Consider the following 22823-nt stretch of genomic DNA (forward strand, 5'->3'; position numbering starts at 1 on the left):
TTAATTTGATACGTTGATCAAATATGAAGCATCCTCTTTTTCTATCTTTATTTGTACTTTTTATTTATACTGCTTTCTTAACATCATTATCTTTTTTTATTCTTTTCATTCTTTGCTATTATCGGCATGATCACACCAAGTGCTACAAGAACAAGCGGCGTAATAACGTTAAGAGCAAATGTGAAAGGATCTGTATCATACATTCCAAGTATGCAGCTTGCAGCTGTTATTGCAAAACACCAGCATCCAAAGAAAAGTGCTACAGCCTGATTTTTCACAAACTTGTACTCAGGATTGAATTTATCTTTTGCCTTTCTGAGCATTATATATGCAAAGAATACCCACAGGTAACGAAGAGGCATACAAACTGAGTTAAGCTTGGTAAGCTGTTTTAATACAGCAGCCGCACCGGGAACGAATGACTGGATAAGAATGATCGCGCCTGAAAGAACAGCAACCATCTTGATACCATTTACATAAGCTCCTGCATCGTTCTTCTTAAGAAGACCTGAAGGAATGAACTCTCTTGCATCCTCATTGTCAAGAAGCATGCGAAGAGGTGCATCGATACTGATAACAAGAGTAGAAAGCTGACCTACTGCATTGCAAAGCGCATAGATGATCATAAGCGCATTGCCGACATGATAGTAGTTGCCAAGCTTCTGGAATGCCCAGTATGCACCGTTTGAATTATATGCATTAAAGCTATCTGTTGACTCGTTTATAAGCGCAGGGTCAAACATCATTCCCATCGCAAATGTTCCAAGGATTGCACATACCACAACCATGATCGCAAGTGTGATCATTGATTTAGGGAATCCTTTGCTGGGGTTTTCAACCTTGTTTACATAAGGAGAAATCTTCTCACAACCACCTACTGCAAATACAAGGATTGAAAGTGATGTGAAATACTTGACATTAAACTGCGGGATCAATGTTTTCGCTGTAATATCCATTGGCACAAAGCCCGCACCGGGATTGATTGCAGGTGCAGCAAACATCATAAGTATGTAAAGAATAGACATTACAAACATACTGGTTCCTGCAAGTGTAGCCAGCTTCTTAAGAGGGTTAAGTCCCCTTGATGCAACATAGCAAAATACAAGCAGAATTGCGAATGTCAAAAGCTGAATAGCAATTGTGGGAAAGCTGTCATATGTCTCACCGTTTCGGAAAACAGCCCAGCTAAGAGCCTTGATACCGCCGGATGATTTTGATGCAATATAAGTGATATGACATGCCCAGTAAGTCCATCCTGCGTAATAGGCAAGCTTAGGACCTGTTGTACTCAAAATCCATGAGCTCACACCGCCGCCTGATTCCTTGAATGCGGAGCCAAGTTCACCGACCATAAGTGCATAAGGTACAAAATAAAGTGCAAACATGAGTATCCAGCTGAAAATAACCTGAATACCATTAAAATAAATAAATCCATTTAATACATTTCCAAACCCCCACACTGTTGAAAATGCCATAAATGCCAGTGTTGACCACTTGATACGCTTTGAATCCATAACAACAAATACCTCCTTGTTTTTTTCGTATCAGTTTTGCAGGGGCAAAACTCTAACATTATAACCCATAATTAAAAAAATTTAAATATGACTCTTCCTGAAGTTTTAGCTAAAGCGCGTACAACCATACCTGGAATTGTAGTTTTGGCTTATCTCCCTTCTAAATAGCTCCTCATCTGCATTTACAAAAAATCGTCCCCACTTATTACTTTCTGAACAACATCCTTATGCTCATTATTTTTTACTCCAGACGCAGAAATCAAAGTTATATGAAGTGCACTATTAGGATTAGCCTCGTTACGAAAAGCATCCCTTTTGTGTATCAAATCATCCTCAACTTGTTTGGTTATAACATATTCCCTATCTGAAAATTTCATCTCACATATGTTTATTATTCCATCTTTTCTATCAAGTAAAAGATCAATCTGTGCTCCCGGAACAGTTTTCTTGCTGCGCCATGCATATGCATTCGTTTCAACTCCACTTATCCCGAGTATTCTTTTTATCACATCAACATGATTAAGACAAAGAATTTCAAACGCATTGCCGCGCCATGCATAATACCCCGGAGAATTTATATAGTTTTCCCAGGATGAAATTCCACCATCCTCTATGCATTTTAGACTAAATAGTACAAACGGATCTATTATCTGGAAAATGTTCCCCTGCTTAGGTGTAGTAAAATCCTGATACTTTCTGATAAACCCACATTCTTCCAATTCACTTAAAGCCTTTGTTAATGGTTCTCCATCTCCTATGGTTTTTACTTTTGCAAGTTCTGTACGAAGCATACCATCTTTGCTTTTTGATAAAGCATCTATGATACTATTATGCTTACCTGGATTTTTAAAAAGAGAATCAAACAGGTTCTTATACTCATAATGCAAATCACCATACTCATTAAAAATAAGTGCATCAACATTCTGAGCAAGGCTAAGACCACTATTCAACATATTTAGATAAAAAGGAATTCCACCAAATATCATGTATGTTTCAAGTATCTGCTTATTAGTCATTATCATATTATTCTGAGCTAAAAGCTCCTTGCATTCTGTTAATGAAAAAGGAGCCAGGTGAATTCTTCTGGTAATTCGATTGTAAAATCCACCGGTATCAGCAAGAAGATTATTTATTATCCAAGATGTCGCTGAACCACAAACGATCAACATTAGATCCTTCTGAGAAGATCCCCAGCTATTCCAAAAATAATCAAGTGCGCTCTTAAAATCTGATTTTGCCGTATCCATCCATGGCAATTCATCAAGAAAAACTATGCGTCTTCCGCTTATAGAATTCCTTCTAACAGTTTTAGCTTCCAATACTTTTTTCAGCCTCATGAATGCTTCAAACCAATCTTTTGGTATTGAAGTATCAGAACAACCATATTCCCTCAATGAAATATTAAAAGCCTTCAACTGTCCCCTAACATTTTGACTATTAATGCCGGTTGCATAAAACGAAAATCTTTCATTAAAATATTCCTTAATCAGGAAAGTCTTTCCTACTCTTCGTCTTCCGTATACTACAATAAACTCCGGTCTACCTGAATTATTACATTGCCCCAGTATTTCCTTCTCGTTTATTCGTCCAATCATAATGCGCCCCTTATAGATAATCCTCTAACTTATATCAAAAAGCTACTAAGTTAGAGGATTATCTCGTATTTTTGCTTCATATTTATCTATTTCATTGTAATCCGATTTACACTGCATAGCAAGAGTAGGAATTGCTTTGGAATTCCAATTTCAATTTTCAAAGCCCAAACAACAAAAAAATTCATTATATATAGCATCTTTCTGAACAACGGACTTATGTTCAAAAACAAACTAATCTCAATAGTCCAATACGATTATTGTTTAAACATATACCTATACTTCCTCATCTGTTCAAAAACAATATTCCTTACACGATCTATCTCAGCTTGCTCATATCCATATGCATTTTCTAATATTGCATTAACATCATTTTTTGAAAAAGTAAATCTAAGGTGTGAACCATATATCGTTTCAGCGATATCAAGCTGTTCATCAAAATCCTGACAAAATGTTTTCGGTTCTACTGAATCTATAAGTTCATACATATCGCTTGTAATTGGATAGTCCATCTTAGTATCCGCAAGAAGCCCTGCACCCTGGTCAAAAAAAGGACAATATCTATAACTTCCGTCTGAACACATTATCACTGCTATATTATGTGTATGCCTATCCTCATTTAGAAAAAAAGCATCTATAGCCATCATCTTGGCCATATACACCCCAAAGTTCCTTAACCCGGTCAGGTTCTCCGTCTTTGTCACGATGATTTTGAGCCTGTCTTCATGCTCACGCGTCTTGTAAATCATACTGTTTAAACCATTGCCATAGATGTTTACAAACAACCGCTCTAAGGTAATGAGTTGCTCACCATCTTTCAAAAAGTCTTTACTTGATACTCCCATGTACACTTGTTTCTTGTAGATGATTTCTTCCTGATCATAAGTAACAAACTCCGAAGCATCTAGAGAACTCTTCATCAACAGATGTGAGACTACATACTCAGCCAGGCCTTCGTAACCAGTATAATCCGCCTTATACCATATTCCATCCCGCTCAAACTTTAACTGATTACCCTTTGATGACTTTCTGTTAAGCTCTTTTTTATCCTTATCATACAGTTCTATCATTCACCTATCTCTCTATCTTTATCCAAAAATTGTCTTCTGCCATTCTCCCATCTGTCTTTTCAATGATCATAAGCGGATCATAAAAAGGTATATCCAATTCCTTAAGTATCAGTTTCATCTTATCTCGCTCTTCGGGGAAACAACGTGATTTAAGGAATTCTTCATAATCATCAAACGAGGGATGCTCATTTTTTCCAAATGCACGAAACAACAGATTATTCGTATAATTCTTAATTTGCACCTTCTGATTGATCGTATCAACATCAATTATTGTGCACACCGAATCATAATTGTAATACCACAACCTCAGCGGATATTTTTTTTTCGGAAGAACTAGTTCCTCTGCAATATCCGGATGCAGCATAACAATCTGCGCAAGCAGCGTCACTGGTCCGGTTATTTCTTTATCCGATGTCTCCCACCTTTCAATCGTAGGTTTTGAAACATTACAAAAAAGAGCAAACTCCGCCTGTGTCATTCCGAGCTTGCTCCTTAATAACTTAACATCATTTGCCTTTATTGAATTTGGTGTAACATATTTTTTCACTCTCATATCATCATTATAACCATTAAAATGATGGTGTGTAAAGCGACTTTTACCATTATTTTGATGGTTTTTACAATTTTGTATCCTTGCATGAGAAGGAATCAAAGTTATATGAAGTACATATATAATTATCTTAGCAATCTGTTATCAATAACTTCATCATCCAATTCTTCAAGATTATGAACAACTTTATCTGTATTAACAACATGTATAGCAAAAGGCTCCCGCCCAAAGTCCATAAGATATCCAAGCCTAACTGTAATGTCCTTGGTCTCAGCAATCTTCAAAAGCCATTTTGCACAGTTATTGCCACAAGCAGACGCATTAAAAATGTGCTCATCGTCGTTATCTATAAGAATCAATGTCTTAACACCGCCAGATAAACGTTCCGGAGGAATCGGACCAAGTACAGGACTCTGTATAAGATTTGGTCCCACCACTTCAGATTTATCTATATCCAATATCATCTCTTTTGAAAGTGGCGTAGTAAGCCAATCATCAAAGTATTGATTATTGAAAAAAGTATCCGGGTCATAAATATAATTATCTTTTTCAAGTTCTCCATATATTATATTCAGCATCTTATACCTCAATCTGCTTAGGAAGTTGATTTAGTATTTTTTTCATATTACCGTCTGTCATATAGGGCAGACCCAATTTTTTCTTGCTATAACTATATACTGTGCCTTGAGAGATGTCTGTTAAATACGCTTCATAAAACTGTTCCCAACTTACATATTTACAGCTATCAGCGTAATCATATGTCTTAGCCAATTTATCTGAATCAACTCTATCACCCAATATTCCACTCTTTAGCAAAATATATTCAAAAGATTCCGGTGCATATAAAACACATTTTGCTCCATAGTTTTCTGCTTTTCTCAAAAAGAGCTCCACTTCAGATCCAAAAGCAGCCCCGTCTACAATAGCCAAAACATCTTTATGCTCTATCTTCAAAGAAGAAATCATATTTACTACATTACTTCTTCCTCCCGCTGATATACAGCTTTTAGGAAATATCCTAGCAAAACAATCATGACCAGAGTTCGAATCCTCCGTAATTACTACTTCAGGTTTTAAGCTGGTACCATCGAAATTGTAGAGTTTATACATCTCATTATAAACTCTGTGTGGGTCTCTGTATTTCTTCGCATCTCTGTCAACCCTTATCCCATATATCTCTTCTACACTGTACGATAGTTGTGGAAGACTATCCCTACAGATAATAACAAAATAGTTATCTGACTTATTAGCAATCTTTGCAAACTCATGTGTCTTAACAAAAGAGCTGTTTTCATCCAAAAAAACTATGTATCCATGCATAGCTTTAAGAAGCTCTGTCTGCAACTCATCATTTAACCGCAACGTTACACATTTTCGATCACAAGAAACTGTGACACCGGAACTAATTCCGGATTGATTGTAATCTGATATTAAATTAAACAAGCTGGTCTTCCCGGTACCACTATCTCCTTGAATAATTGTTATATTTCTCTTAATTACAAAGTGATATGATACCCTGTTATTATAGACTCTGATATCATATTTACCGACCATATGGTATTTTTAGTCCTCCTATAATATACTTTCCCATTGATACTACACTATCAGAACCATATCTCCCTTAGTATTTTTCCTTGTCCATGTCTTCACTGTCTGTTCTTTTATAAACTTCACAAATCCCTCAATGTTGTCTGTATGATCAAATACCTCGAGCCCCATGTAATAGGTTCCCTTATCCTCATCAAATATAATAACCGGTGGCAAATCATTAACCATCAAAATGTAATTAAGAAGGGTTCTTCCAACTCTCCCATTACCATCCGCAAAAGCGTGTATTCTTTCAAAACTGCAATGAAACCATGCTGCTGCCTTGAGTATTCTTGAAGGAGTATCCAAATCTGCTTCTTTTAATTCCCTACAAATAAATTGCATTTCTTCAGGAACATCCTCCGGAAGCACTCCTACGGACATACCAACTCCATAGTAATTCTTCTTATAAGTGCCGGGGCGTTCTCCCTTCTGCCATCTACTCTCATCATAGCAACCATGACACAGCTTTTCCTGAATCTCAAGAACCAACTCTTCAGTAATCGGTTCTTTCTTAAGGATTTTATCCTTTAGAAATTCATAACAAACCCTCTGATTCTCAGTCTCAAAAAGAGCACGCAAATCTCCCGTGTATCCAATAACTTTTCCATTTTCAAATATTTCTCTTGTTTGGTGAATAGTAATCTGAGAACCTTCGATTCTGTTAGAATTGTATGCAAAAAGAATCCGGAAGTCATAGAGTACAACGTCCAGATCTGCAATACTTGAAATATTCTTTTCTTTCCATGATTTTATTACATCATCATAGGTAAAAGTGTCTGGCATATTATAATATTCCTTTCGATTGTATCAAAAAAAGTCAGTTTTCTGTTCCTAGCCTCATTACGAAAAGGATTTCTTTTGTGTATCAGATCATACTAAACTTGTTTATATAAACATATTCTTTATCTAAAAAAATGGATCTCACAAATGTTTATTATTCCATCTTTTCTATCAAGCAAAAATCAATCTGTACCTCGGAACAGTCTTCTTGCTACGCCATGCATTTAAATTCGTTTCGGCTTTACTTATTCCAAGTATTCTTGCATAAAACTAAAACCTTTCATTAAGATATTCCCTAATCAGTAAAGTATTTCTCGTATATTCGTCTAATAATAATGTATCCTTTAGATAATCCTCTAACTTATACTTTTCAAATAATAAGTTAGAGGATTATCTTGCGTTTTTATGTTATATTTATCTATTTCGCCGTAATTCAATTTGCACTACATATCAAGATTATAACAGTATATGGTTCCAAAACATAAACTCTTTTACTAAAATAATACAAATCTCATAAATAAATTGATGAACAGGCTATGACTATTCCTATTTAGAAATAATATGTAATGATGTAAAATCCCTTTTTTTCACCCACATTACTATTAAATAGACCAGGAAGTATATTATTAGCGAAACTATCTTTGTAAAACAAAAACGGAATCCAACAAACATGATTGATAATGTTAATTCCGTCAGAAACACTTTATAATACTTCATTTTTTTAGCTGAAAGAATTAGCCCGAATACAAAACTTCTAACACACACAGTAATAACCATTGCTAACACTACTGCCATAATACTATTTGCTAATGATGCCATTAAGACGGAAAGCGCAAGACAAAACAAGCACGATAAGGCATTAATTCTAAGAATACTCTTTTCCTTACGCATTACCTTCATATATGTATTATATAAAACATAAACCTTTCCATCAAAACATACAATCGGAATCAATAGTCCCAAATACATGAAGCTCTCGCTATATTGTGGCAACCATTTACCTAGAACCAACTCAATTGGAAAGTAAAAAATATACATACCGCAAATGACTATTCCCACTGTATTATTCAATGCCTCATATATCTCAAGTAGTTTTTGCTCAGATGCTCTTCGCAACGCAGGAAACAGCACCATGCTAACTTGTTGCATGAATTGCATGATAAAATTCGTCAATGATATAGCCAAAGATACTTTTCCAAATGACTCTAAACTCCACTTTTTATCAACAATTATCCTTCCTATCCCAAGTATAAATGTGTTCGAAATATTAGAAATTGTTAGATTGATCCCTACCCTACAGTTGTCAAACAATTCCTTAATATACTCTTTTTTTATGTTTCCTAGTCCAAATACAATTTTTTGTCCATATATCACACAATATATAAGAGAAAGCAGCTGCGCAAACACATATACTTGAATATACTGTCTCAAATCATTTTGTCCATTCATAATGAAAAACAAGTATATTCCTAATACAATCAGTTTGAATATCATTATCGATATAGAATATCTTATAGTATTATTAGTGGCCTGAAATATATATCCCAAAAACCATGCTTCATTGGCAAATAAACCATAGAGAAAAACGCTTCTCCAAACATATATCCTTACAGCATCATCAATAATCATGGATAAAGCTAAATTACTTAACAAGCCAATTACGACGAGCCACGTTAGCATAGACCAAAAGCAGAACGACAACATATTATAATTCAACTTTTCGTACTCTTCGCCGCCAAATTTAAGGTAAACGCCATCAGACAATCCAAAATGCAATAGGCCTATGTACGATATGCCAAATATCATTAATTGAAAATATGAATACTGAGTCACTCCTAGTATTTTAGGAAGTAATAAAGATATCGTTATACTTGTTAATACAGATATAAATTGAGCAAAAAAGGCAATTATCAAATTCCGCTTAAAGCTTTTCATATTATTTCTTCCCTTTTCCTAACACTTTTCTCATTAGCAAGTAATAATCAAGATATGGCATTTCTATTTTGAATATTTCTTTAAAAAATGCTGTCTTTATTCCAGCTTGATTAAAGTCATTTATAAAGTCCTTAAAGTGACTGCAATAATAAAAAAAGCTTCTAGCGGATACCATCTTCCGTACAGTGCCTTTGGATCTCGATATAGCAATATCTTTCAAAATTGATATATCATCCAACCTTGGATTATTTAAAAAATTCTCTATATTTTTAATTGCTATACTACTGCTTGCCTCTCGATGCACTGAATCAATATATAATTTTCGTTTTAAAACATAATCAATTGCCCCTCTTTGTAATTCAGAATGAACATACCTTTCATCTACTTCATTCGTTTTTAACAATTCTTCCTTCCCAAGTATTGGAGTCAAATCTTTAGAATAGCCATTAACGGTTCCATGCTCTGCAGTAAAAAAGAATTCAAAAAAAGCTATTGCTGATTTAACTACCTGGTAAAATTTTTCTTTACCACGACCAAACAAGAAGCCTTCTGCTGCTATTTCCTTTGAAACCACCCTTTCAGAATATGGAACAATTCCAAGATATACTCCCTTTAGTATCCCTCTATTTCCATTAATTATCTTTTCTAGCGAATACTGCATATTGCCAAACCATCCAATGTCAATAATCAGCGAATTCTCGGTAAGTCCCTGTTTCAATAAGTAATCTTTTAAAAACTTCTCTTGTATTATTGAATTTTTATTTATATCTTCTTTAAACAGCTCATATAAATCACTTATATTACAATTTGAAATTTTCTCCCTGTCTTGTTTTCCATTTTCATTATTCTGTAATATTCTTGAATCTACCCCTAGCTTATCCAACAATTCAATGTTTGTTTCTCTGCCTGAAACAAAAAAACAATTACTTATCTCAGCATATGTGTTGTAATAGTGTAGTGTCGGGATAATTAGCGCTTTTCTGGAAGCATAGAAATAACTAGTATATGAATCTGGGTAAAGAAGATCATATGCCTTCTTAATTATCATCCCGTCTCTTGATAAAAAAAACAGCTTACTTATACCGTATTGCTTTCTTTTTCCATCAATCCAATTTGCAAATTCGTATAAAACCGGTCCGAACAAGCTATATCCCAGCTGATATTCTCTACTTTCCTTTATGTCACATGTACAACATATAAATTTTGAGTCGCTTATATCAGATTCAATATAATCCTCTTTTCTGCTCAAATAGTATTTATCGTAATTATGTTCTTGGTTAAACAAATGTGCTTTAATTCCCATAAGACGAGGAATAAGAAAATCACTTCTGTAATTATCTCCTATGTGTACTAATTGGCTTGATTTAATTTTCAAAGTTCTTAATACGAATTTAAAAAGAGATCCATCATATTTTGAAGCTTTGCAATCACATGAACAAAACAAGTCGATATAATCAACAATTCCAAAATAACTCAAGTATTTGTCTAAATATTCCTTCGGCCAATACATATCTGAGATAATACAGACTTCTTCTCCTTTTTGTCTCAACTGCTCTAGTCTTTTTTTCATTTCTCTGTTCACAAAAGCATATCTTAATTCTGTCTCAAACTCCAAATCTATTAGTATTTCTTTACTAACAGATATATCATTAATAAAAGAGTAAATATCAAAAATATTATAGTATTCATCTGCAGCTCTAGCCTTTTTTTCAGCAAGTATCCTCTTATCACTAAAATTGTCAGGTAACAGTATCTTCTTCTCCTTTGCTACACTGACCATTAATTTGAAAATGCAATATGGATGAACAACTATTCGATTAACTAATGTCTCAAATATATCAAACGAGTAAATTTGTACCTTTTTCATTCGAGTATTCCTCTTGAATGTATGCATTTGATAAAATTAACAATTGCAGAAAAAAGAAAAATCTAACGCCTATCATTGATTCGCTCTGACAACACAAAAAGAAAACAAATGTGACATATCCTATAAATGTACTAATTTCTTGGTTTATATAGTGTGTATTAATGAGATATGCACATATAAAAATCATAATCATGAAAAGACCAAATAGGGCAATTCCACCTGTATAGAAAATATCCAAAAACCCGTTTTGAGTGGTATTTACTGATGCAGGTGTTTTTAATCTGGCCGCCATACTTACACCATATTCAGCTCCATACCCCCATATTGGGCTATCAGCAATGACATTTATAGCTTTTTCCCATAAATGCACTCTTCCAGATAATGACACGGTCTTATGCAAAAGCTTCTCTATAAAGAAAGAAAACATTCTCTGTATTCTAAAAAAAACCAAAAGTACAAAGAAAACTAAGTCCAACAAAAAAGCGTTAGTAAAGTTTAATAATGGTATATTTTTAGGTAAAACAAATATAGCAAGTATACATAGCCAACATGTAACCAGCCCTCCCGCACTACCTGCTCCTATCAAAATTGACGAAGAAAAATTGATTCGAACTATTGTGAATGAGGCAATTATCATGTATATAATAAATCTAATCCTTGCTTTTTTGTTAAAATGGTAATTCATCCATTCAAGGTAAAAACCTATAATATAGGTTAGTGTCATACCATTTCGAATTCCTAACAGCCAACATGCATCTGTCCACCAACCAGTAATTGTCCTAAACCTATATAATCCATGTGGCGCCACCAATACAGACAAGCAGTTTCCATAAATCAATAATTCAAACACTATTAATATACAACTAATAAAGTTTTCCCTAATATATACTGACATCAAGTATGCTGTTACTACAGCTCCTATCGCAGAAACAAATTGAAAACCAATAGTTTTTACATCTCCAGCCTTAATATATGTGATTGATAACATGAATGCATAATACAATAACGTAGTCAAAAAAATATAAGGATACTTTCCACCTTTAATCATCAAAAATAGGACTATAGAAAAGCTTATAACCTTCATAACATCGAATACCCTATCCAAATAATGAAGTTGTGAAAAATAAGCAGGCTCAAAATAAACAAATAGCATCAGTACCCAAAACAATTCATTGCTTAATAAATTTTCTTTTCTTACTAAACGAATATTCATATGCTAAATAATCCCCATATTTTCTAACCTATCATCTTCCTTAGTGCTGTACCTATAACATGCCCTTTTCGTCTACCCATATAAGACAGAATCGTCTCCAAAAATAATTTTTTATTATTCATAAAGATAAAGTGTAAATCTCTGTATTTAAGAATTCTTTCCCACATGATTCTAATTACTTCTTGTTCCTCCCAGGGAACTTGTAAGAAAACACTAAATACAGCCATAAAGGCTCTAGCCTTTACCGCCTTCAAAACATCATATGGAGCGTTTTCATAATACCCCATCATCTCATTAGTAATGTCAAGAATAATTTGCTTTTTTCCAATATTGTTATTTCTTATAATGCCATCATTTCTTTTTCTATAGGCGTATAATTTCATATCTATAACAGAAATAGTATCTTGTCTCCAAAATATCTTATATAAGACTGCAAGATCCTCAAAGTATCCTTGCGGAAATTTATAATCTTCGAAAATCTTTCTATTATAAATCTTGAACTGGGCTCCAGTGCATATTTTTTCCAGCATCATGAGTTTTATAAAATCTTCATGATTGTAAGTAGTAATAAACTTTTCAATATCTTCACTTTGATCAAAAACAACTGAACTTTCATTACTCTCATAAAACGATACATATTTTCGAGTTGTTGCAATTTCTGTTCCTGTTTTTTCTATTGCATATACCATCAGTTCGACAAACTCATTAGACACAAAATCATCGCTATCAACGAACATGAAATAATCGCCATTTGCCCTTGATATTCCTTCATTCCTAGCAGCCGATAATCCCTTATTATCTTGATGAATTATTACTATTTCTGGATATCTAAGCTTATAATCCATACACACTTGTAATGAGTTATCCGTTGAGCCATCATCAACTATTATTATTTCCGTTTTTTTATATGTCTGATTCAAAACAGAATCCAGGCATTTTGGTAAATACTTTTCTACATTAAAAACAGGTATTATTACGCTCACCAAAGGTATCATTCTCGAGTCCTTTTTTTATCACATGATCTATAAATTGATATGAAGACTTTCTAAAATCTTCTATTTTATTATCAACCACTTCATAATCACTAATTAAATCCTCAGTTTTTATTTCTTTTTTTTCATCAATAATACCATGCTTTAAATTGAGTCTTCGCATTATCGAATATAATCTGTTATTTGTTGAAATAGTGCTTTTATCACTATATCTCATATACAATCCAACTTTTTTATGATGAATTAGTGATAATAAAAAGCAATGATAAGAATCTGTAAATATTACATTGGCATTCCTAATATAGTTTACAAACATGCCTGGCGAAAGAGATACATAGAATTTATCATATATTTTTTCATCTTCTTTAATATATTCATCTAGATGGATCAACCCTACGGTCGTCAGCCCCCGTTTTTTTGCATACTCAACAGCTCTTCTTCTATGCAATTTGTTATTCCCTAAAAAATAAATAAAAACATAATTGATTTCTGGTATATCCTCATTCGGAATGATAGACTCCCACTCTTGTTTATTCAACATAAGCACAGGGTCTGCCACCATCGGCGGAGTTATTCCTACCAGATCATTAACTAACCTTACACCCGCTTCTTCTCTTACTGAGATACAATCAATATTTCTAAGCATATTTGAATATACATTTTTATATCTAGGTAAAATATAGTCCACGCCAAAACTAGGGGCATAACATACCTTTTTCACTCTTTCCAAATCCCAGGCAAAGCTAAGATCATATACGTTAGTAAGGACACTTGATGGAAGCCAAACCTGATCACTGCCAAGTATCACGTATTCATAGTTCTCTGCGATTATTTTTGCGTCATTGAAGTCATCTATTACCCTCGTCAGAGAAAGATTTTTTTTTAAAAAAGATTCAAATTCTTTATAACGCATATCACATGCCATGTCATATTTTCTATTAAATTTTCTAATAACTCTGCTAAAATATAGTTTCCCTTTGCTGTGAAATATATATGAAAGTTGTAGATTTGCCAAATAAAAGTGTACCTTTTTCTGTCTAATCACACTCCACAACTTTTCTAAGTTTAACACCTCCGCCCTAAGGCCTACTTTTTCAAATAGCCTTTGAGTCGCAACTGCCTGAACAGCTGCTCCATAATTTACTGTTTTATATCCCACAACAATTAGTGCTTTTTCCATTTGCCACCCCTAAAACCTAACCACCGCTTTCATTCTATTAAAGAGTCTTCTTGCAAGTGTGTATAATTGAAGTCTGTATAATATTTCTCTACATGTTTTTTTTATTATTACTTTTGTATTTATCGGAAAATACTTGTTAATAAGCTGCTCTGTTGAAATATTATTTAAATCCATTAAAAACTTCTCTCTATTCATATTTTTCTCTACTGAACTTGTCATTTCATAAGCCGAATCCACCAAGCTTTTTGAATCAACTTCCTTATAAAAAAATCTCTCCTTTATTGCTTCAAATACTCTACATCCTTTCTCTGTATGAACAATCATCTTAGATGTACCAACATTTTCATTTAAATCAACATTAAACTTACTATTATCAAATGAATCCCATATAGTAAAATCACTTACTCTATCTATTTTTTTAAAACTACAGTGATAGCAAGATTCACGATCGCATATATCAGAAAAAAAAGCTCTGAGCATTTGATCATACTCAGTCCCCTGTAGGTATCGCGATCCATCCTCATACAAAATATTCATTTGACTATACTGATACCCTTTTGATTTGTCCCTAAAGCAAACATCTTTAATCACTTTAGACTTTTGCCTAAAGCTTATATATTTTCTCCACAATAGTGGGGAAGCCACTCCGTGACATACTACGTCGATAGTTACTAATTTAGGATATTCTTTTCCTAAAAATGATAATAACCCCTCAACTTGACATGGCGTTCCACTGAAGCACACATGTCTATCACTTATCAAATCAGCTTTAACACTTCTATATATGTCACCCATATCACTTTGAACATATTTACTTTTTTTTAATTTATTTAACGCAAGTAAATCCTCAACTGCAATGTGTCTTACACAAAACTCATTATCAAATGCCGCTCCGTATACCCTGCCATTCAACTCAATTATATATTTAGCTATTTCAGGAAAAACCGCTCCAGATGTACTTTCGAATAAAGCGTTTTTATCCTTATTTTGTAGTATATAGCCCCTTTTTTTATTATTGTTTTCTGCCATATTATTTAAAACCGGACAAGCTTTAGTGCACATAAAACATCCTACGCACTTCTCATAATCGACTCTTGGATACTTGAATCCAGCTTCATCTTCAATCATTTTTATTCCATTATAGTTACAAGTAGCGTAGCAAGCAGAGCAGCCTGTACATTTATCTTTTTCAGCAAGCATAACAACATTCCCCATACACTAAGTTGTTCTCATTATTAATATCTGGATACTAATCCTTAGAAACAATCATTACATCATACTTCAAGGGTTTGATATATGAATAAATAACCCCTGTGAAAAAAGTACAAAATATTCCATTAAATGAAAACAAAACTCTTGCCAATTTTTTAATCGCTCCTGCTTGCTCGTCTGCAGCTTTCATTTCTTTCCATTCTGAATCATTTTTAAATTTTAAATAGTAATTGACCATTGGATGCTCATGTCCAACTCCATTTTGCCATGGCCTTCTTACCAAAAAACTATTGGTAAAATGTATAATGCATGGTCTAATCTTGGCATCATCATAATCCGACTCATTATACATAAATCTGGACTTTCTATATAATTTTAATTCTTGATATGAAAAAACACATTTTATTGTCGTTAGATTATACCTAGGTGCTAGAGTTTTTATTTTTCCTTTTAAAACATAATTAATAATTCCTTCATCTGGATATTCCATTTTCTTTTCATGATTTAAGTCAATTAACTCACCTACTCTTTTCTCGACTTCCAACTCTCTCCATTTCTTAACATCCATTAATAAAACTCCAGAATTGTAGTAAGGCCAAGAATCATCCAAGCAGCAATTCCTTTTATGCATTTTACTCATGCACTCATAAACCGCAGCACACGCATTTCCTTCTAAATCTATATTTATTAGCTCCGTTATTCTATCAGTAATAATGGTATCACAATCCAAGTATAGCACCCTGTCATCTCGAAGTTCGTCGCCTAAAATAGTCAAGAAAAAAAGTCTATAGAATATATTTGCAGGCCATTTTCCCATCCCATAAATTGATATTGATAAGTTGGCATTATAGAATTTTACTTCTCGACCATATCGTGCGGACGTTCGTTTAATCTTCTCTTTGTTACTCTGTGAAATGCCATCATCTATAATAAAAACATTAATTTCATCGTCCTTAACATTACTGGCATACAGTGATAATAACGATATCCCAAGAAGATGTGCATAATTATCATCGCTTACATAAACTACTGTCATGCTATACCTCCCCTGTTCTTGTTTCTCTTTCGCAACATTTTCTTCTTTATATATTCACCGGCCACACAAAAATGCTTTTTATCATTCTCCATGATAGAAGCCTATATTTTAGAGTAATAACGATATTTTTTCCTGGATATCAGAGAATTATGCGAAAGCAAGGAAACATGATATACTCATAATGTCTAAGAATACTAATAGAAGAAACAAATAATGCTCTCTACACTATCTGTTTTAAAGTGACTATTCAAATGTCCTCACAAAAACACTTCCATCTCCACCGGTACGCTGTTTTTATACATTTCAACACCATCAAATAAGACAGTCGTTAGAACACTTTCTGCATCTGATGGTATTTCTACCGGTATTTGAAATCCTATCGCTTCATTATAGTCCACTCTTTTTCTGATTTCTGTTGCCTTTACTTCTTTACCTTGACTGCCTTTTACTGATAGCAGAATTTTCATATCTATTTGAGCAACTTTAGCCCTTCGTATGGCAGAATCATTAAAGTCAATATCCAACAATCCATTATGAATTCTTAGATTCTTTACAAATATTCCATTATAAAAAAAACATTCAAAATTAGGTCGTACATCGATCATAGGTTTGTATTTTTCGTATATGGTAGCTGAACGTTCTCTTAATAAATGCCTTAGCATAGCCCTTTCTGCCTCACTACGACAAACGATGCCTTTTAAATTACCTTCTAATGGGAATCCTTCTTTACGAATCACCTCTGACATTCTATACTTCTTTTCAGATTGCCACCTTTCGCCTGAATAAACGGTATTATCATATATTTTTTCAAAGTGAAGTCTTTTAAATGCATCTGTACCTTCTTGCTTTTCATGTCCGAAACCTGCAATTCCTTGCTCAACAAAGTAGCAATTGTCCATGCTCAGAATCGCATCCGCATCAAAAACAAGAAATACCGGCACTGGGCAACTTGCATTCATCTCGATATCTCGTACCATTTCAGGCTTATATCCTTCGCTGTGGTACTGAGTCGGAGTAAGCGGGCGAAAATATAGTCTGGCATAGTCAAAGACTTCTTCTTTTGTTCTGGATATAACTCTTTCACTCGAATTATCACTGATCATTTTGCCATTCTTTTTTGCTTCATTTCGTGACAATACGATACCCTCTTCAAGAATATTTACAATATTGTGAATATCAGAAAAATGATACAAATAGTATGGCCAAAATCGATATGCCGTATTAAGTTTTTGAGCCTGTTCAACTAGAATTTCTTTATATCCCATACCAATCCACTTTATGCAACATTATAACAATATGCGTTAGGTTTTTCCGTGTAAGATATACCGTCACGTGAAACAAATATTCGGTCCGTATAACTTATCTGTTTCATTAGACCCATCATAGGAAACAGCAAGTCATCATTTCTTTGCATCGCATCATCTTTTGACACAATCTTGACATTAGACACATAATTCCACGTATTTATTAGGCCATATTCACCCACTGGGCGGGAATCCAGCTCTAATTCACCTTCATCATTTACAGACCATACTCTATTATCATCCACAGAAACGTTGCCATTCTTTTTTATGTACGATAAACATCTATGTTTAAACAGTCTGTATCCTTCTAATCCAGCCTCACCGCTTAGCATTTTTTCTATATCTGACAATTTCTCTGTATTACTATCTGTATCAAAATAACTATCTGTATAAATGTATATATTTATCGGAAGCCTTTTTAAATACTTTTCCATTAAAGGGCGGACTTCATTCCAATCCAATCCTCCATTACCACAACCAAGCGCTGGAAATGCAATAGAATCAATCCCCAACTTATCCCAGTTAATCACAAACTTTTGCAAGCCTTTCTCAATATAGCTAAGCTGTGATTTTCTGCGCCACTCATTTTTAGTAGGAAACAATAATATCCACTTATCATATTCTCTGTATAACAAAAGGTTTCCAATGTTGAACTCTCCACTGTCACATCTCTTCTTATAAGCTTCAAACATTTTGGGATATCTCTTTTTAAACTCCAGCGCAATACCTTTTCCCATAACACCTTCAAGATTAACGGTATTTGTTATTACCTGCGCCGGACTTGCAAATATGTCGCCCTTAATATATCTGATCATATTTCTTTAACTCCAAAAAATTATTAAACGGCAGCTTTGCCCAGCCAATCTGGGCGCGCTGCCGTCAATAAATCCAAATATAAAATGCCCCCAGATTATAACTTTTTTCATTAAATCTAACCCATAAGAAAATCCCCATAGAGCCCCTCAGCCCTATAGGGATATTATAAGCTAAATATGAGAATTTGTCATTGAAATAATGCTTTATGAGCGGTATCCAATGCCTTCTTAAAACAATTAGTTACTTTTAATTAAAAATCATATCTGTCTCTTTGAAATCATAATCTGACTTTATTTATTAGCTTATCTTCTTTTCAATTTTTTCTACAGCTGCTTCTAAATGATTTACTCTTAGTGTAAGCATTTCATACTCGGTTCTGGAAGTAACTACTTCTTTTAGTTTTCTATCTAAATCCATGTGTCCTTCGGCTACCCTCATAATATTAGGACAAATTTCATTCTCTATCTGCAATTTAATACTCTTAACATCAGATTGAAGATCATTGATCTTCTCATCCATGGCATTTATCTTCTCTTCCATAATATTAAACTTGCCATCCATGGAACTCACTTTTTCTAAAATGCAATCTATTTTTTGATCATTATTCATAATATACCTCTTTCTATTCACTGCACATACTTCTCAACTATACAACTCTTTTTGCAGAAGCATATTCCATAAGACACTACCCCTAAATAGCCATCTGCAAGAATTCCTTCCTCATACTATATCTCGGATCTGATTTCCCTGTTTGGAAAGCAACTCGGTATTACATGTCATTATCTTCTTTCCTGTAAAATATCTACTCTTACCTCCTAATTTTAGCCCATGCAGTGTAATATTTCCACCGCATGAGCTGTTATAGTTTTCCTTTTTTGCCTGCAAGAAATCAAAAATTTTACTTTTTCACCCTCTTCCACGCTTTTGATGAAAACCTGGAGTTGTCCCTCTTGGGTCTTGTAAATGAGATAGTTCCACCCGATATTTTGCCTGTTACAGATTGGTGGCATGAGGAGCAGAGAATTACTATCCGGCCTGTTTTCTTTGTAAGCTTGTAATAATACTTTTCTCTGTCATGCTTTCCGTGGAAAGATGCGGTAGTTCCTGAGACTTCCCGAACGGTTCTTTTGCAGACAGCGCATGAGCATTCCTGGATCACTTTTAATTTTTTGCCTTTTACCTTAACTGACTTAACGGACCATTCCCCGCATTTGTGTTTGCCTGTGGGCGGAATGGGTTCTGTCTTTGTGGCATTACACATTGAGCAGGTTCCGGTCCTTATGCCTTCCTCTGCGCATGTTGCCGCTTTTGTTACTTTCCATTTGTACCTGTGGTCAAGCCTTTCTCCGGATTGTTCCGATGAAATAAAACCGCAAACATTACACGTTCTTTGAATAACCTTTGGCGAGCTGCAAGTAGCACTTTGCGTTTTAGCTCTTGCAAACCTATGCCCTTTTGCCGGTATTTCTTCTGTTTCTGTTACTTCTCCGCAGTTCTTGCATATATGCGACTTTACCCCCGGCATAGTGCATGTCGGCTCTTTTGTTCTTTCCCATCTGCATTTGTGTTCAAGCTTTGGAATGCTCTGCGTTTCCAGAATTTCCTCGCAGTCCTGACATATCTTTATGTCTTTGCCGAATCTGCTGCATGTTGGTTTGATGAGCGTAACCCATTCGTATTCTTCATGCATACAGTTTTGGCCATGCGCTGTGATAGGCCTCAGAAAAAATAAGCCAAAGAAAATAGCTCCGGCAAAAGAAATAGACACAGCCATACGCCTAATCCTTTTAGCTGCAATAATATTCATTTTTAGATAAAAACCTCCTGTTCAAAATTCCTGTAAATATATCAAATCAAAACATCCTGGAATATTATCTGCCGTTTGTCTAACAGCAGAACTCGTCAAGAATTGACGTATGAGATAAAATATCATTTTTCGAAATCAAAAGCAAGTACATTAAGATAATCTTAAGAAGTAGCAGCTTCCGTTTTGGGATCGATCATTTTACAATATTGGTCAAAATCAGGGCGATTCCGGAAATTATCAGCATTACAATGACAATCTTTTTTACAATCTTGTCATCGATGCGCTTTGCACTAAGCATCCCTGCTAAAAGTCCCACAAGCATAAACGGCGCAAGTAGAAGAGCTCTCTTTAGCGAATCCGGTGTTATGATCCCATAGATACTGTATAGGATGATCCTGAAAGTATTCTCAATAATAAATACCATGCAAATATTAGCTCTAAAAGCCTTTGCATCGTCTGTGGTCCTTCCTATGTATGCACCAAGCAGCGCGCCAACTCCATATAACCCGCACAGAAAACCTGAAAGAAGTCCTATTACAGTAAGCAATATCTTCGACTGCTTTCCTTTTTTTCCTGCAGCCTCACGGAAAAACATTTCCAATCCGACAAGTATTACGAGTACTCCAAATATTATTTTTACAACAGTAATATCTGCTTTTTTTAAAAAAGCTACACCTGCAAGGCTCCCTACAATTACCATGACAGATAACGGAATGAAGATCTTCCTGTCTATGGATTTTCTCTCTTTCCAGCTTATTATCAGATTGGTCGGGTAACCCAGCACCAGTTCAACAGGAGATATGTTGATATTAGCTGCGCCAAAACTCAGTATAGAAGTAAAAACCAGTGTGTTTGCAAAACCGCATAATCCTTTTATGTAAAAGGCACATACAGTCGCAATGATCCAAAAAAACATCCCTTTTTCAAAGCTCCCTCTGACTCCTATTTATTTTTTCATACTCCTCCTTGTACCCCGTCCCCGGAGCACATCACCTGTGCATCTTCAGGCTTTTTTTGTTTTCATACATTCTCTTGTCAGCAATTTCAAATACTTCAGCCACACAATCTTCATTGCTGAACTTTGCCATGCCACAGGCTATTATAACTCCGCCATACAAAATTGCATTCTCGTTATGACGTGCGATCAACTCTACCAGTTCATCGCTTCGTGCATAGTCTTCGTCCTGCGAGATCACCACAAATTCGTCCCCACCGACTCTGTACACAGGGCTGCACTTAAAAGCTTTACAGATTATCTTACATGCGTCGCATATATATCTGTCGCCTGCTTCATGACCCTCAGTATCATTAATCCTCTTTAGATCATTTACATCGAGCACAACGATAGCGAACTCAGATTGACGCCGTTCCTGGATCCTTTGGTTCATCAGGTTTTCTCTTTGCTTATATGCATTCTTATTCTTAATGCCGGTAAGAGCATCTATTTCAGCCATATTCTGCACAAGAGCAAGCTTCTCCGTATACTCACGCTTAATACGCATAGCATCGGTCACGTCCTGGCATAACCCCAGCAGGCACTCTCTGCCGGTATCATCCGTAAATTTGAGTTTTGTCGTCTGAAACTGTCGGGGATTGCCTGCCGCGTCAGGAACATCCTCAAAGAAAATATAAGGTCTGTTCATGGATAGCGCCTTCTTATCATCTTCAATAAAATGAAGCGCTGTCTCCTCATCAAAAATCTCAAAATCAGTCAGTCCTACAACTCCTTCCGGATTCTCTTTGTGTGCATAATCTGCAAATGCCTGATTGCAGGCAAGATATTTCCTTGTGTTTACATCTTTTGAAAAAGTCATGGCAGGCATATTTGTCAAAAGATCTGAAACAGATTTTTTCAGTTTCATTATCTCTCTGGTTGCATCTGCCTCTTTCCTTAAGCGTTCATTTTCCTGTTGTAATCTGGCATATTCTACGGATATATCCTCATTTTCCAGACTATCACCTACAAATGCACCCTGATCTGTATACCAGATAAAAGCAAGTCTCGTTCCATCTTCCTTGTAGATATGTCTGCCGTATGAATGGATTATCCTATATTCTCCATCTCTCTTGATCCTACAGATCACATCAAAAATCCCGCCCTCCGAAACAAATCGGTCAACCTCATTTTTTATAGAAGCGCGGTCATCTTCATGGATGTCACGATAAATATCGTTATCCATCAAATCATAAGCCTCTTTTTTGCGTTTGTCATCATAGCCCAGAAGCTCAGCAAAACCTACAGATAGTACTATTGTAGTAGCCCTATTTTCTATAAACTGGTAAATACCAAAAGGAACATGGCTGTGTTTCAGAAGTTCCAATTCCGCATCACTGTATCTGTACTTTTCCAAAAGGCGCACCTCCT

20 protein-coding genes are annotated in these 22823 nt (G+C 34.8%); all 20 read right to left on the minus strand.

Translation table 11 applies throughout. From position 1 onward, the window contains the following. Positions 1-86 precede the first annotated feature (86 nt). Positions 87-1514 (minus strand): amino acid permease, encoded by a 1428-nt coding sequence (locus T543_RS00560; RefSeq protein WP_035764650.1) that lies wholly within the window; start codon positions 1512-1514, stop codon positions 87-89. 182 nt (positions 1515-1696) lie between these two features. Next, complete coding sequence (locus T543_RS00565; RefSeq protein WP_051638430.1) at positions 1697-3109, minus strand: AAA family ATPase; 1413 nt, start codon at positions 3107-3109, stop codon at positions 1697-1699. 254 nt (positions 3110-3363) lie between these two features. Beyond that, positions 3364-4176, minus strand: a complete 813-nt coding sequence (locus tag T543_RS00570) for a HipA domain-containing protein (protein WP_035764655.1) — start codon at positions 4174-4176, stop codon at positions 3364-3366. Between the two features lie 4 nt (positions 4177-4180). Then, positions 4181-4729, minus strand: coding sequence for a helix-turn-helix domain-containing protein (locus T543_RS00575; RefSeq protein ID WP_035764658.1), 549 nt, complete (start codon positions 4727-4729; stop codon positions 4181-4183). A gap of 122 nt (positions 4730-4851) precedes the next feature. Continuing rightward, positions 4852-5304, minus strand: coding sequence for a DUF4869 domain-containing protein (locus tag T543_RS00580; RefSeq protein ID WP_035764659.1), 453 nt, complete (start codon positions 5302-5304; stop codon positions 4852-4854). Between the two features lies 1 nt (position 5305). After that, positions 5306-6280: a hypothetical protein gene (locus T543_RS00585; protein ID WP_035764662.1), complete on the minus strand. Its 975-nt coding sequence runs from the start codon at positions 6278-6280 to the stop codon at positions 5306-5308. A gap of 42 nt (positions 6281-6322) precedes the next feature. Next, positions 6323-7099 carry a Fic family protein gene (locus T543_RS00590; protein WP_035764665.1) on the minus strand — a complete coding sequence of 259 codons (777 nt, stop codon included), beginning with the start codon at positions 7097-7099 and terminating at the stop codon, positions 6323-6325. A 543-nt stretch (positions 7100-7642) separates the two neighbouring features. Continuing rightward, positions 7643-9031, minus strand: a complete 1389-nt coding sequence (locus tag T543_RS00595) for a lipopolysaccharide biosynthesis protein (protein WP_035764668.1) — start codon at positions 9029-9031, stop codon at positions 7643-7645. Position 9032: 1 nt separating this feature from the next. Then, on the minus strand, positions 9033-10898 hold the full coding sequence (locus T543_RS00600) for an HAD hydrolase-like protein (RefSeq protein WP_035764670.1): 1866 nt from the start codon (positions 10896-10898) through the stop codon (positions 9033-9035). After that, on the minus strand, positions 10870-12111 hold the full coding sequence (locus T543_RS00605; protein ID WP_035764673.1) for an O-antigen ligase family protein: 1242 nt from the start codon (positions 12109-12111) through the stop codon (positions 10870-10872). The genes T543_RS00600 and T543_RS00605 overlap by 29 nt, the downstream gene beginning before the upstream one ends. Positions 12112-12134: 23 nt before the next feature. Continuing rightward, a complete protein-coding gene (locus tag T543_RS00610; RefSeq protein ID WP_051638431.1) occupies positions 12135-13106 on the minus strand; it encodes a glycosyltransferase family 2 protein in 972 nt (323 codons plus the stop codon). After that, positions 13069-14283 carry a polysaccharide pyruvyl transferase family protein gene (locus tag T543_RS00615; protein ID WP_035764675.1) on the minus strand — a complete coding sequence of 405 codons (1215 nt, stop codon included), beginning with the start codon at positions 14281-14283 and terminating at the stop codon, positions 13069-13071. Before T543_RS00615 ends, T543_RS00610 begins: the two co-directional genes overlap by 38 nt. A gap of 9 nt (positions 14284-14292) precedes the next feature. Then, positions 14293-15483 (minus strand): Coenzyme F420 hydrogenase/dehydrogenase, beta subunit C-terminal domain, encoded by a 1191-nt coding sequence (locus tag T543_RS00620; RefSeq protein WP_051638432.1) that lies wholly within the window; start codon positions 15481-15483, stop codon positions 14293-14295. Between the two features lie 49 nt (positions 15484-15532). Then, on the minus strand, positions 15533-16531 hold the full coding sequence (locus tag T543_RS00625; RefSeq protein ID WP_035764690.1) for a glycosyltransferase family 8 protein: 999 nt from the start codon (positions 16529-16531) through the stop codon (positions 15533-15535). A gap of 257 nt (positions 16532-16788) precedes the next feature. Continuing rightward, positions 16789-17796 carry a DarT ssDNA thymidine ADP-ribosyltransferase family protein gene (locus T543_RS00630; RefSeq protein ID WP_035764692.1) on the minus strand — a complete coding sequence of 336 codons (1008 nt, stop codon included), beginning with the start codon at positions 17794-17796 and terminating at the stop codon, positions 16789-16791. A gap of 11 nt (positions 17797-17807) precedes the next feature. After that, entirely contained in the window at positions 17808-18650 is an 843-nt protein-coding gene (locus tag T543_RS14890; RefSeq protein ID WP_051638433.1) for a macro domain-containing protein, read from the minus strand. Between the two features lie 298 nt (positions 18651-18948). After that, positions 18949-19260: a hypothetical protein gene (locus T543_RS00640; RefSeq protein WP_035764694.1), complete on the minus strand. Its 312-nt coding sequence runs from the start codon at positions 19258-19260 to the stop codon at positions 18949-18951. Between the two features lie 289 nt (positions 19261-19549). Beyond that, a complete protein-coding gene (locus tag T543_RS00645) occupies positions 19550-20458 on the minus strand; it encodes a hypothetical protein (RefSeq protein ID WP_035764696.1) in 909 nt (302 codons plus the stop codon). A gap of 193 nt (positions 20459-20651) precedes the next feature. Then, the gene (locus T543_RS00650) at positions 20652-21374 is read right to left on the minus strand and encodes a sulfite exporter TauE/SafE family protein (protein WP_035764697.1); all 723 of its coding nucleotides are present in this window, start codon (positions 21372-21374) and stop codon (positions 20652-20654) included. Between the two features lie 73 nt (positions 21375-21447). After that, positions 21448-22809, minus strand: a complete 1362-nt coding sequence (locus T543_RS14895) for a sensor domain-containing diguanylate cyclase (RefSeq protein ID WP_051638434.1) — start codon at positions 22807-22809, stop codon at positions 21448-21450. Positions 22810-22823: the final 14 nt, after the last annotated feature.

The sequence above is a fragment of the Butyrivibrio sp. NC2002 genome (genome assembly GCF_000702265.1).
Classification (GTDB): Bacteria; Bacillota; Clostridia; order Lachnospirales; family Lachnospiraceae; genus Butyrivibrio.